This window comes from Streptomyces cyaneofuscatus (assembly GCF_000718135.1).
Lineage (GTDB): Bacteria > Actinomycetota > Actinomycetes > Streptomycetales > Streptomycetaceae > Streptomyces > Streptomyces cyaneofuscatus.
Map to the genome: position 1 here is coordinate 60,190 of NZ_JOEM01000007.1, position 11,923 is coordinate 72,112.

The 11,923-nt window shown below is 71.3% G+C and carries 13 protein-coding genes; 8 read left to right on the forward strand and 5 right to left on the reverse strand.

Annotated elements, in window-relative coordinates; translation table 11 throughout:
• Positions 1-99 precede the first annotated feature (99 nt).
• Both IF17_RS0112830 and IF17_RS0112835 read left to right on the forward strand, forming a co-directional pair.
• Positions 100-1,515, forward strand: a complete 1,416-nt coding sequence (locus IF17_RS0112830; protein WP_030565253.1) for an NAD-dependent succinate-semialdehyde dehydrogenase — start codon at positions 100-102, stop codon at positions 1,513-1,515.
• A gap of 145 nt (positions 1,516-1,660) precedes the next feature.
• Positions 1,661-2,488: an aldo/keto reductase gene (locus IF17_RS0112835; RefSeq protein WP_030565254.1), complete on the forward strand. Its 828-nt coding sequence runs from the start codon at positions 1,661-1,663 to the stop codon at positions 2,486-2,488.
• Positions 2,489-2,566: 78 nt separating this feature from the next.
• Here IF17_RS0112835 and IF17_RS0112840 read toward each other — a convergent pair whose 3' ends face one another.
• Positions 2,567-3,253, reverse strand: a complete 687-nt coding sequence (locus IF17_RS0112840) for an SDR family oxidoreductase (RefSeq protein ID WP_030565255.1) — start codon at positions 3,251-3,253, stop codon at positions 2,567-2,569.
• A 123-nt stretch (positions 3,254-3,376) separates the two neighbouring features.
• Here IF17_RS0112840 and IF17_RS0112845 point away from each other — a divergent pair, with 123 nt between their 5' ends.
• Positions 3,377-3,973, forward strand: coding sequence for a TetR/AcrR family transcriptional regulator (locus IF17_RS0112845; protein WP_030565257.1), 597 nt, complete (start codon positions 3,377-3,379; stop codon positions 3,971-3,973).
• A gap of 73 nt (positions 3,974-4,046) precedes the next feature.
• On the opposite strand, the gene IF17_RS0112850 is transcribed toward IF17_RS0112845, so the two are convergent.
• Genes IF17_RS0112850 through IF17_RS0112860 form a run of 3 tightly spaced genes read right to left on the reverse strand, consistent with a single transcriptional unit; the run spans position 4,047 to position 6,979 of the window.
• Complete coding sequence (locus IF17_RS0112850; RefSeq protein WP_030565259.1) at positions 4,047-5,069, reverse strand: ABC transporter substrate-binding protein; 1,023 nt, start codon at positions 5,067-5,069, stop codon at positions 4,047-4,049.
• A gap of 15 nt (positions 5,070-5,084) precedes the next feature.
• The gene (locus tag IF17_RS0112855; protein ID WP_030565261.1) at positions 5,085-5,870 is read right to left on the reverse strand and encodes an ABC transporter ATP-binding protein; all 786 of its coding nucleotides are present in this window, start codon (positions 5,868-5,870) and stop codon (positions 5,085-5,087) included.
• Positions 5,870-6,979, reverse strand: a complete 1,110-nt coding sequence (locus tag IF17_RS0112860) for a FecCD family ABC transporter permease (RefSeq protein ID WP_030565263.1) — start codon at positions 6,977-6,979, stop codon at positions 5,870-5,872. Before IF17_RS0112860 ends, IF17_RS0112855 begins: the two co-directional genes overlap by 1 nt.
• A 287-nt stretch (positions 6,980-7,266) precedes the next feature.
• On the opposite strand from IF17_RS0112860, the gene IF17_RS01000000136390 reads away from it, so the two are divergent.
• Together IF17_RS01000000136390 and IF17_RS1000000139755 are read left to right on the forward strand one after the other, a co-directional pair.
• Positions 7,267-8,304: an RNA-binding protein gene (locus IF17_RS01000000136390; protein WP_237667265.1), complete on the forward strand. Its 1,038-nt coding sequence runs from the start codon at positions 7,267-7,269 to the stop codon at positions 8,302-8,304.
• The gene (locus IF17_RS1000000139755) at positions 8,274-8,810 is read left to right on the forward strand and encodes a S1 RNA-binding domain-containing protein (RefSeq protein ID WP_244890470.1); all 537 of its coding nucleotides are present in this window, start codon (positions 8,274-8,276) and stop codon (positions 8,808-8,810) included. Before IF17_RS01000000136390 ends, IF17_RS1000000139755 begins: the two co-directional genes overlap by 31 nt.
• A 28-nt stretch (positions 8,811-8,838) precedes the next feature.
• Here the strand turns inward: IF17_RS1000000139755 and IF17_RS0112870 are convergent, their stop codons facing one another.
• Positions 8,839-9,831 (reverse strand): aldo/keto reductase, encoded by a 993-nt coding sequence (locus IF17_RS0112870; RefSeq protein WP_030565265.1) that lies wholly within the window; start codon positions 9,829-9,831, stop codon positions 8,839-8,841.
• A gap of 125 nt (positions 9,832-9,956) precedes the next feature.
• Here IF17_RS0112870 and IF17_RS0112875 point away from each other — a divergent pair, with 125 nt between their 5' ends.
• From IF17_RS0112875 to IF17_RS0112885, 3 genes are all read left to right on the forward strand, one after another.
• The gene (locus tag IF17_RS0112875) at positions 9,957-10,817 is read left to right on the forward strand and encodes a helix-turn-helix transcriptional regulator (protein WP_030565267.1); all 861 of its coding nucleotides are present in this window, start codon (positions 9,957-9,959) and stop codon (positions 10,815-10,817) included.
• Between the two features lie 121 nt (positions 10,818-10,938).
• Positions 10,939-11,358 carry a hypothetical protein gene (locus IF17_RS01000000136395; protein ID WP_244890471.1) on the forward strand — a complete coding sequence of 140 codons (420 nt, stop codon included), beginning with the start codon at positions 10,939-10,941 and terminating at the stop codon, positions 11,356-11,358.
• A gap of 93 nt (positions 11,359-11,451) precedes the next feature.
• Positions 11,452-11,787 carry an antibiotic biosynthesis monooxygenase family protein gene (locus IF17_RS0112885; protein ID WP_018512744.1) on the forward strand — a complete coding sequence of 112 codons (336 nt, stop codon included), beginning with the start codon at positions 11,452-11,454 and terminating at the stop codon, positions 11,785-11,787.
• The last annotated feature ends 136 nt before the right edge of the window (positions 11,788-11,923 follow it).

The following is an 11,923-nucleotide window of genomic DNA, read 5'->3' on the forward strand; positions in this document are numbered from 1 at the left end:
ATGCTTTTGGGATAGTTTCTCGCGCGCTGAGTCGGGAACTCGCAGTGAGGCGGAGCGCAGGGTTCCGCCTCATGCAGCACCCGTCGTTCTGGAGTTTTCATGTCAGAGCAGCGCAAGAGTCCGTTCGCCACCGTCAACCCGTACACCGGGGAGACCCTCGCGGAGTTCCCGGCCATCGAGGGCGCGGAGGTGGACGCCGTCCTGGAGACCGCGGGCGACGCCTTCGACGCGTGGCGCAAGCGGAGCATCGAGGAGCGTGCCGCGCTGGTCGGGCGCGTCGCCGGGCTGATGAAGGAGCGCAAGGAGACCTTGGCGCGCCTGATCACCCTGGAGATGGGCAAGCTGATCTCCGAAGCCCGCGGAGAGGTGGATCTCGCCGCGTCGATCCTCGCGTACTACGCGGAGCACGGCCCCGCTTTCGCGGCCCGGGAGCCGCTCGACGTCGAGGAGGGCGAGGCGTATCTCGTCAGCGAGCCGCTCGGGGTTCTGCTCGGCGTCATGCCCTGGAACTTCCCGCTCTATCAGGTGGTGCGCTTCGCGGGGCCCAACCTCGTGCTGGGCAACACCGTTCTCGTCAAGCACGCCGGGATCTGTCCGCAGTCCGCGCTCGCCCTGGAGGTGCTGTTCCGCGACGCGGGCGCGCCCGAGGGCGTCTACACGAACCTGTTCGTGAGCCACGACGAGATCTCGCGCATCATCGACAGCCCGGTGGTGAAGGGCGCCTCACTGACCGGCAGCGAGCGGGCGGGGGCCCAGGTCGCGGAACGGGCCGGCCGCAACATGAAGCCCAGCCTGCTGGAGCTGGGCGGCAGCGATGTCTTCATCGTGCTCGACGGTGAAAACCTGGAGCGTACGGTCGGCGCCGCGGTGGCCGGCCGGATGGCCAACACCGGGCAGAGCTGCGTGGCGTCGAAGCGCTTCATCGTGCTCGCGGAGGTCTACGACGACTTCGTCGAGGGGATGCGCGGCACGTTCGCGGCGCTCACGCCCGGCGATCCGTCCGACGAGGCGACGACGCTGGGGCCGCTCTCCTCCGAGCAGGCCGCCTCCGGCCTGGCCGAGCAGATCCGCGAGACCGTGGAGCAGGGCGCCGAGCTGGTGATCGGCGGCGGCCGGATCGACCGCCCCGGGGCCTTCGTCCAGCCGACGATCCTCACCGGCGTCAAGCCCGGCATGCGGGCGTACGCGGAGGAGCTCTTCGGGCCCGCCGCCGTGATCTACCGGGTCGAGGACGAGGACGAGGCCATCGCGCTCGCCAACGACAGCCAGTACGGGCTCGGCGGGTCGGTCTTCTGCTCGGACGTGGACCGGGGCCGCCGGGTGGCCGAACGGGTGGAGACCGGCATGGTCTGGGTCAACCACCCGACCTCGACCCAGCCCGACCTGCCGTTCGGCGGGATCAAGCGCTCCGGCTACGGGCGGGAGCTCTCGAAGCTCGGCATGCAGGAGTTCGTCAACCGCAAGCTCGTACGGGTACTGCCGCCGGACGCCGAGCTGAGCGGCATCGCGGGCTGAGGAACGCCCGGGCCCGTTCCGCGCCCGGCTCCTGGTCCGCCCTTCCCGCCGGCCCGTCGTGCCCGCCCGCAGGCGGACCGGCACGGCAATCCGTCCCGTACACCCCTCTCACCGCCTTCCGAGGCGTCGACAGCAAGGAGTCACCGTGCCCGCAGTACCCGACATCACCCTCAACAACGGCGTGACCATCCCTCAGCTCGGCTTCGGGACCTTCCAGATCCCGCCGAAGGAGACCCGCGAGACGACGCTGGCCGCTCTGGAGACCGGTTACCGGCACATCGACACGGCGGAGATGTACGGCAACGAGAAGGAGGTCGGCCAGGCCGTCCGCGACTCCGGGCTCGACCGCGCCGACGTCTTCGTGACGAGCAAGCTGAACAACGACGCCCACCAGCACGACGAGGCACTGCGGGCGTTCGACCGCACGATGGATGAGCTCGGTCTGGAGTACCTGGACCTCTTCCTCATCCACTGGCCCCTGCCGAGCTCGGGGGACTTCGTGGAGACCTGGAAGGCCCTGGAGGAGATCTACCGGTCCGGCCGGGCCAAGGCGATCGGGGTCTCCAACTTCCAGCCGAACCACCTGCGCCGGCTCCTGGAGAGCAGCACGGTGGTGCCCGCCGTCAACCAGATCGAGGTGCACCCCTACCTCACCCAGGACGCTGTACGGGCCTTCGGCGCCGAGCACGACATCGCCACGGAGGCCTGGTCGCCCATCGCCCAGGGCAAGGTCCTCTCGGACCCGGCGATCACCCGCATCGCCGAGCGGGTGGGCCGGTCGGCCGCGCAGGTGACGCTGCGCTGGCACCTCCAGCGCGGGGACATCGTCTTCCCCAAGTCCGTGACGAAGAAGCGGATCGAGGAGAACTTCGAACTCTTCGACTTCGAGCTCACCGAAGGCGACATCGGTGAGATCTCCGCCCTCAACCGTGACGAGCGCACCGGGCCCGACCCGGACACGTTCAACGGTTGACCCTGACGTCAGGTGATTCGCGGGCCCGTCCCCGGGCAACGGCTCCGGGGGCGGGCCTCCGTACGGCCGGGTCCATGCTCACGGCGCGTACGGCAGGGCAGCCAGGCTCTGCCGGACCTGCCGGGTCGTCGCGTCCGCGAGAATTTCCGGCACGCCCTTCTCGATGCCGTCCAGGGCCTGCGCAGCGACATCGGCGGGGTCGGCCTTCTGATCGGCGGGGACGGCGGCGGCCATGTCCGTGTCCATGTAGCCGACGTGCAGCGCCGATACGGTGATGCCGCGGGGTGCCAGCTCCTCCCGGGTGGCGTCGGTCAGCGCCCAGGCGGCGGCCTTGGTCGCGGCGTAGGACCCGAGTCCTGCCGGGTGCAGCCAGGACAGGACCGACAGGACGTTGAGCACCGCTCCCCCGCCGTTGCCCTCGATGACGGGGGTGAAGGCCCGCGTCACGGCGAGGGGGCCGTAGAAGTTCGTCTCCATCTCCCGGCGCACCGCGTCCAGGTCGCCCGTGAGCAGGGACGTGGCGGTGGAGATGCCCGCGTTGTTCACCAGCAACGTCGCGTCGGATGCGGTGCGGGCGGCGGCCCTGATCGACTCCTCGTCCGTCACGTCCAGCCGCAGCGGGATGGCGCCCGGAAGGTCCACGGTGCCGGGGTGGCGGGCCGCCGCGTACACCGTCGCTCCGCGCTCCAGGAGCTGGGCCGCCAGATGCCGTCCGAGCCCTCGGTTGGCGCCGGTGACCACGGCGACCGCGTTCTTGAGTTCCATGTCCACTCCTCAGGGCACTTTAGATGATGGCTCCAATCTAAACGGAGGAGTAGGATAGATGTCAACCGACATCCGGAGCTTCCCGTCTGGGGCATCCGCAGGAGAGAGCACGAGAGGTGGGCCATGGGCCGCGTATCGCAGGCGCAGGCGGAGGAGAACCGGCGACGGGTGGTGGAGACCGCGTCGCGGCTCTTCCGGGAGCAGGGCACCCACGTCAGCGTCGCGGATCTCATGAAGGCGGCGGGCCTGACCCATGGCGGCTTCTACAAGCAGTTCGCGTCCAAGGAGGCGCTCGTCGACGAGGCCACCGCCCACGCCTTCGACGGGTTCGCCCGGCTCCGTGAGGACGGGCTCGAACGGCACGCCGGGCAGCGCGACGCCGCCCAGCGGGCGCTGATCTCCACCTATCTCTCGGCGGAGCACCGCGACAGCGCCGCGGACGGCTGCCCCGCCGCCGGACTCGCCTCCGACATGGCCCGCGCGTCCGGGAGCGACACGGCCCACCGCGTCTACGCGGAGGGCGTGGCCGACTTCGCCCGGTGGCTCTCGACCGAGGACGAGGACGGCCTCGCCCGGCTGAGCACCCTGGTCGGCGCGCTCGTCCTGGCCCGCGCCACCAAGGGCTCACCCATCTCCGAGGAGATCCTCACCGCCGCGCGCGAAGCGCTGACGGACGCCGGTCCGGCACAGCCGCCGTCACCACCCGCGCAGCGGCCGTGATCGCGCGGGTGGTGCGGGGTTCGCGGTGCTCGCCGGGTTCGCGGCGTTCACGAGGCTCGCGGGATACGCCGGGTTACGAAGCGAACTTCCGCAGGTCAGCCGCCAGCGAGCTGATGGCCGCGGGATTGCGCGGGCTCTCGACCAGGTCAACGTAATCGAGTACGACGATCCGGTCGTTCCTGATCGCGGAGACGTTCGCGAGCGGCTTGTAGGTCTTCAGGAACGTGCGCTTCTGCTCGGCGCTGGTGTCCCCGTAGTTGTTGATGACGATGACCTCGGGGTCGCGGTCGACCACCGTCTCCCAGCCCACCGTCGTCCAGCTGTCCTTGAGGTCCTTCATGATGTGGTCGCCGCCGGCCTTGGTGATGATGTCGTGCGGTCCGGCGTACGCGCCCGAGGTCAGCGGCTTGTCCTTCCCGTCGTCGTACAGGAAGACGCGCGGGCGGTCACTCCCCTTCGGCGCCTTCGCCTGGGCGTCGGCGACCTGCTTCCGGAAGGACGCGATGAGGGTGTCCGCGCGGTCCTCCACGTCGAAGATTTTCCCGAGGTTCCCCAGGTCGGTGTAGAGCGCTTCGAGGGGCGGCATGACTCCCCGGGCCTTGCCCTGTCCGTTGCGGCACGATTCGCTCAGCAGATACGAGTCGACGCCCACGCGCTTCAGCTCGGCGGGGGTGAAGCCCTCGCCCTCGTTGAAGCCGTAGTTCCAGCCGGCGAAGACCAGGTCGGCGCGGGCGCCCAGGACCAGTTCCTTGTTGATGCGCTCCTTGGAGAGCCACGTCGTCTTCTTGTAGCCGTCCTTCCACGGGACGGACGTCATGTCGCCCTTGTCGTCGGGCATCACATAGCCGGCCATGTGGTCCTCGAGTCCGAGGGCGAACATGATCTCGGTGATGCCGACGTCGTTCGTCACGACGCGCTGCGGCGCCTTGTCGTAGCTCTTCTTCTGACCGCAGTTCTCTACGGTCACCGGGTAGTGCCGGTCGGCATTCGCGCTGTCGTCCTTCCCGTCCGACTGCGGCGTGACGTCCGCTCCGCAGCCGGTGAGGGCCAGGGCGGCGGCGAGGACGAGGGCTGCGGGGCGCAGGGAGTTCGGCATGGTGGCTGGGGCTCCTCAGGGGGTGGCGGGGCGGGCTCGGGGAAGGTCGAAGAGCAGTTGCAGCGCGCCGGTCTCGGGGTGGGCGACGCGGTGCGCCCGTACGCCGAAGACCTCGGCCAGCAGCTCGGTGGTCAGGACGTCGTACGGGGCTCCGGAGGCGACGATCCGGCCGCCGTCGATGACGTGGATCAGGTCGCAGTGGAGAGCGGCGAGGTTGAGGTCGTGCAGGGCGGTGAGCACGGTCAGGCCGCTGCCGCGGACCAGGGCGAGGATTTCCAGCTGGTGGGCGATGTCCAGGTGGTTGGTGGGTTCGTCGAGCACCAGGACGCGGGGCTGCTGGGCGAGCGCGCGGGCGATCAGGACGCGTTGCCTCTCGCCGCCGGAGAGGGTGAGGAAGCCGCGTTCGGCCAGGTGGGCCGCGCCGACCCCGTCCAGTGCCTCGGTGCAGCGGTCGCGGTCCTCGTCGGTCGCCCGGGCCATCGGGCCCTGGTGCGGCATACGCCCCATCGCCACGATCTCGGCCACGGTGAAGTCGAACTCCACGACCGCGTCCTGAGGGAGGGCGGCCAGGCGGCGGGCGCCCTCCCGGGTGCTCAGGGCGTGGAAGTCGTCACCGCCGATACGGACGGTGCCGGAGGAGGGGCGCAGGGCCCGGTAGACGCACCGCAGAAGCGTGGACTTGCCGCTTCCGTTGGGGCCGACCAGGCCGACGAGCTGTCCCTCCCCCGCCCCGAGGGTCACCTCGTCCACCAGGCGTGCGCCGGCGGTCTCGACGGTCAGCGCGTCGATGTCGATCCGCATCAGATGCCTCCGAAGGAGTAGGACCTGCGGCGCATCAGCAGGATGAAGCAGGGCACGCCGATGACCGCGGTGAGGACGCCGACCGGGAGTTCGGCCGGGGCCAGGACCACGCGGGAGAGGATGTCCACCCAGATCAGCAGCACGGCTCCCGCGAGCGGTGCGACGAGCAGGACCCTCCGGTGGTCAGCGCCGACCAGCATCCGTACGGCGTGCGGGACCATCAGTCCGACGAAGCCGATCGCCCCGCTCACCGCGACGACCGCCCCGGTGACGGCCGCCGAGACGAGGAAGAGCTCCTTGCGGAGCCTCCCTGGGTCGACGCCGAGGGCGGCGGCGGTCTCGTCGCCCATGGCGAGGGCGTTGAGGCGCTGTGCCGACCAGCCGAGGTGGGCGAGGCCGGCGAGCACGGCGCCTGCGGCGATCGGTACGGAGGCCCAGTTGGCGCCGCTCAGGCTGCCGAGCAGCCACATCATCGCGGAGCGGGCCGCCTCGCCCCGCTCGGCCGCGAACACCATGAACGTGGTGACGGCCGAGAAGCCGTAGTACATCGCGGTGCCCGTCAGGACGAGTCGCAGCGGAGTCAGTCCGCGTTCGGTGCGGGCCACCGCGTACACGAGCAGCATGGCGAGCAGGGCCGAGACGAACGCCGCCGTGGACAGGGCCCAGATGCCCAGTGCTCCCAGCGCCCCGAAGATCAGTACGGCGTTGGCGCCGACCGCCGCGCCCGAGGAGATGCCGAGCACGAACGGGTCCGCGAGCGCGTTGCGGACCATGGCCTGGACGGCGACCCCGATGGCTGACAGCCCGGCTCCCACGATCGCGGCCAGCACGGCGCGCGACAGGCGCAGTTCCCAGACGATGGTGTACGCCGACACCTCGTCGGGCCCGATGGCGCCACCGGTCAGGCCCGCCCACAAGTAGCGCAGCACTTCGGCCCAGGAGAGCCCTGAAGCCCCCAGTCCGGCCCCGCAGACGAGGGAGACGGGGAGGGCCAGGCACAGGCCGGCCAGGAGGATCGGCAGGGGTATGCGCCGGGGTGGCGGCGACCCCGTACCGGCGCGGGACGGGCGCGCGGGCTTGGCGGGTATGCGGTCGACAGACGTGGCCACAGGCCGGTCGCTTTCGCCTCGGGCCGTACGTCTGCGCAAGGAGGAGCAGCCCCGGACGGCGGACGCCCGCGCAGCGCCCTTCGCAGTCCACGGCGAATTGTCAGGAGCCTTCTGCGCCACGGGTGATCGGGCTCACGGAACCGAGGTTCCGCCTACCGTTGCGGGTCAGCGCCGGACTTCGACCGGACTTCCCCCGTGGCGAAGTCGCAGCCTACCGGGTGCGTTCGTCCGGCCCCCTGGCACCGGCCGCTTTTCCGGCGGGCGGCCGGTGCCGGAGGATGGGGCGCATGCCGGCCTTCATCCACCGCGTGACCAAGTACGGCCCCGCCCACCGCGACGAACAGGGTCACCACACCGGCCCGGAGGACACCCTCAGCGACCATGGTGAGGTCGAGGCGGCCTACCTCCGGGCGGTCGCGGCCTTCGCGGAGGACTCGGGCGTCGACCGGCTGACCGTACGCGAGCCGCAGGTCCCTTCCCTCGCCCACTTCGGCGCCGAGCCGCCGGTGGACGGCTTCGGTCTGGCCGGCCTGTTTCCGTCCGTCCGACAGGGCTCCCGCGCAAGCTCGGGCGAAGTCTCACCGGACCAGGTGCCGGAGGGCTTTCACGATGGGGCCGTCGTGTCGCTCGATGTCGCCCTTGAGCTGGTGCGGGCGATGCTGCGCGACAACGGTGCGTGGTGCCGGCTGGAGGTGGAGGACAGGTTCACGGTCCATGTGGGCTGGGACCAGTACCTCTACATCGGCAGCGACCGGCCCTGCGAGCGGGCGTCGGCGCGGACCCGGCGGCTCGGGCTGTTCCCGGAACGCCTGGACTCCTCCCCGTACGCCGTCGAGACCGGCGGCGAGGACGTCCAGCGCCCGGCCGACGAGGCGTTCTGGGCCGGTCTCGGCCGGATGGTCCGGGCGTGCCGCGCCGGGATGCTGGAGGAGATGTACGTCGAGGGCGCCTCGCGATGGCACAGCCTCTCCCGGGGCGGTGTGGGGGCGGTCCGGGCCCGGATCGCCCCGCGTGCCCGGCTCGCCGTGTGGCCCGGTCTGTCGTCCGACGTCGATGCCGTACTGAGCGCCTTCCCGGCCGACGGCACGGTGGAGTGCCTCTGGCAGGACGTGGAGGGCGGTCCTGTCCACAGCGCGCTCGCCGACGAGGACACGTTCCCCGGGCTCGCCGGCCGGATGTCCGCTGCCGTCGCCGCATCGCTCCTGCCTTGGCCGCCGATGAGCGCGTTCCGCTGTTCACCGCCGTCATGCCCGATAGCGACGGGGTCGTACGGGCCCGGTGGCGGACCGAGCCGATGCCTGCCGACCGGCACCGGGCCCTGCTGATGACCCTGCGCCCCGGACAGGTCGTCACGCGGACGGTGACCCGCATCGCCGACTTCGGCGTCACCTTCGTGGACATCGGCGGATTCGAGGCGATGATCAACATCCCCGAGCTCTCGTGGCGCCGCTTCGACCACCCGTCCGACGTCGTCTCCGTCGGTGAGCGGGTCGAAGCCGAGATTCTGGGCGTCGAGCACCTTCCCGAACGGGTGGCGCTGTCCCTCAAGCCCCTGCACGACGATCCGATGCGGCTGCTGACCGGGCAGACCGGCCGGACGGTCGTCGGACCTGTCACCAAGGTCCTGCCCTTCGGTGTGTTCGTGCGCGTCGAAGAGGCGGAGAACGGGTTCGAAGGGCTGGTGCACATCTCCGAACTGGCCGACGAGCACGTGGACGGCGCGGACATCGCCGTCCAGGTCGGTGACTTCCTGCCGGTCAAGATCCTGGACGTCGATCCGACCCGGCGCCGGATCGCCCTCTCGCACCGGCAGGCTGTCCCGGAGGCCTGACAGCCGTCGCCTTCGCCCGGGAGCCTGCTCAGTTGCCGACGCCGAGGCCTGCCATGAACGCGGCCGGGTACCGGTCGCCGCGTGCGGAGCCCCGCGGAACGGCCTTCTCGATCTCGGCGAGGTCGTCCGCGGTGAGGTCCACGTCCAGCGCGGGCAGCGCCTCGGTCAGCCGCTCGCGGGTGCGGGCGCCGACGAGCGGCACGATGTCCTGGCCCTGTGCGGCCACCCAGGCGATGACCAGCTGGGCGACGGTGCACCCCTTGTCCTCGGCGACCCGGCGCAGGGCCTCCACGAGGGCGAGGTTGTGCTCCACGTTCCCGGGCGAGAACCGCGGGACGAAGCCTCGGCTGTCGCCGGGGGCAGCGCGGTCGGTGGACCAGTGGCCGGAGATGAGGCCGCGGCTCAGGACGCCGTACGCGGTGAGGCCGATGCCGAGCTCCCGAAGGGTGGGCAGGACGTCCGCCTCGACCGCGCGGGAGATCAGCGAGTACTCGATCTGGAGGTCGGCGACCGGGTGCACGGCGTGCGCCCGGCGGATCGTCGCGGCGTCGACCTCCGAGAGGCCGATGTGGCGTACGTACCCGGCGTCGACCATCTCCTTGATCGCGCCCACCGTCTCCTCGATCGGTACGTCCGGGTCCAGCCGGGCCGGGCGGTAGATGTCGATGTGGTCGGTGCCGAGCCGGGTCAGCGAGTAGGCCAGGAAGTTCTTCACCGCCTCGGGACGGCTGTCCTGCCCGTTGAACTCATGGCCCGGCCCCCGCAGCGCGCCGAATTTGACGCTCAGCACGTAGCTGTCCCGGTCGCGGCCGCGCAGCGCCTCCGCGAGCAGCAGTTCGTTGTGGCCCATGGCGTAGAAGTCGCCGGTGTCGATCAGTGTGACACCGGCCTCCAGCGCGGCGTGGACGGTCGCGACGGACTCCGCGCGGTCGGTGGGGCCGTAGGCGTCCGACATGCCCATCGCGCCCAGGCCGAGTGCGGAGACGGCGGGTCCGGTGGTGCCCAGGGTTCGTGTCTGCATGACGTGCTCCTTCGTCTTCTGTCTGCCACCACCCTGCGCCCGTGCCGCGCCCGGCGGGAGCGGAGCGTTCATCGTGGGAGCGGCGCTCCCTGGATGCGTCCCGCCGCGCGAGGGACCATGGAGCCATGGAACGTGATCAGCTGGCCGATTTCCTGCGCAGGCGCCGTGGGGCGATCCGCCCGGCCGAGGTGGGCATCGCCGAGGGTCCCCGGCGTCGCACCGCCGGGCTGCGCCGGGAGGAGGTGGCGATGCTCGCCGGTATGTCGGTGGACTACGTCGTACGCCTGGAACAGGGCCGCAGCAGTCAGCCCTCGCCCCAGTTGCTCGGCGCGCTGGCCAGGGCGTTGCGCCTCACCGACGACGAGCGGGACCACCTCTTCCACCTGGCCGGTCACCAGCCTCCGCCCGGCGAATCGGTGGCCGGTCTCGCCCGTGCCGGGCTGGTCCGCATGCTCGACCTGCTCGGCGACACCCCGGCCATGGTGGTGTCCGATCTGGGGGAGGTCCTCGCCCAGAACCGCATGTCCCTCCTGCTGGCGGGCGACCACACCGGCTTCTCGGGCGACCGGCGCTACCTCGTGTACCGCTGGTTCACCGATCCCGCCGTCCGCGCGGCGGGCGCGCCGGAGGAGGGGGAGCACCAGGCACGGCAGCTGGTGGCGGACCTGCGGGCGGCCGTCGGACGCCGGTCCGGCGATCACGCGGTCGCCCGCCTCGTCGGCCGGCTGCGGGCCGCGAACCCCGACTTCGACCGGCTCTGGTCCGAGCACGAGGTCGCGGTCCGGCGTGCCGACCGCAAGACCCTGCTGAACCCTCGGGTGGGCCGCCTGGTGATGGACTGCGAAACGCTGGTCACCCCCGACCACGGCCAGCTGCTGCTCGTCCTCACCCCGGCGGATGCCGAGACCCGTGAGCGGCTGGATCTGCTGCGCGTGCTGGGCGTCGAAGAGTTCACGACAGGGGGTTCGGGCACGCCCGAGCGGTGAGAGCGCCGGGCCCCTGATCGCGGCATGTCCGCGAGGGGGTGTCATGAGTACGCGTACTCGTGTGAGCCGGCTCTCCCGGCGCCATGCTGAGGGCTTTCTGCCGAGCAGTTGAGGAGTGGGCGTGACGGGTGCACGGAAGACCGCGATGATGGCAGTGCTGACGGTGTTCGCGATCGCGGGGGCAGGGACGGTACCTGCCGCCGCGGCGACGACCGGGGGGCTCCTTCCTCATCCTGGCCCGGACGGCCTGGTGTGGGTGGAGGAGAGGACGGGGGACGGCGGTGTCGCCTCGGGGGGCGCGTGGAACACGTTGCCGACCGTGCTCACGGTGGCGTGTGAGGGCGGCGGTGACGTGCGGGTGACGATGGAGTCGCAGGGGGTCCGGGTCGCGGCGTTCGCGGTGGACTGTCCCGTGGGCGATGCGGGTGTGGGCTCGGTGGCGATGGACCCGGGGGTGGTGCGGCCGGGGTCGTTCTCCGTAGGAGTCGACGCCTCGCACGACGACATCCGGCGGGCGTTGACCGTGACGCAGCCCGAGTAGGGGTCGCCCGGTGGCGGACGGCCGATCGGCTCGTATCCGTACGCTGCGGGGCCGCCGCCCCTCCCGTGGGGCGCCGTACGGCAGGATGAGGCCATGAGCGTAGTCAAGATCAATGTGCTGACCGTCCCCCAGGAACAGCGCGAGACGCTGGAGAAGCGCTTCGCGTCCCGGGCCCACGCCGTCGAGAGCTCCGACGGGTTCGAGTGGTTCGAGCTCCTCCGGCCCGTCGAGGGCACGGACGACTACCTCGTCTACACGCGGTGGCGTGACGAGGCGTCCTTCCAGGCCTGGATGGAGGGTCCGATGAAGGCGGCCCACCAGGGCGGTGGCGGGGGCGCGGAGGGCGGCGAGCGTCCGAAGCCGGCTGCCAGCGGGTCCACCGTGTGGTCCTTCGAGGTCGTGCAGCAGACCGGTCCGGCCGGGGCGTAGCGAGCCGTCGGGTGTCCTGTCCGGTCGCCCGGCCGGGCAGGACACCCGACATCACCGGTGCGTCATCCCTCGCCGGGGTCCGGGTCAGACTCAGGGCGCACGCGGTCTCCTCCCGCCGGTGGATTCCTCGCGAACT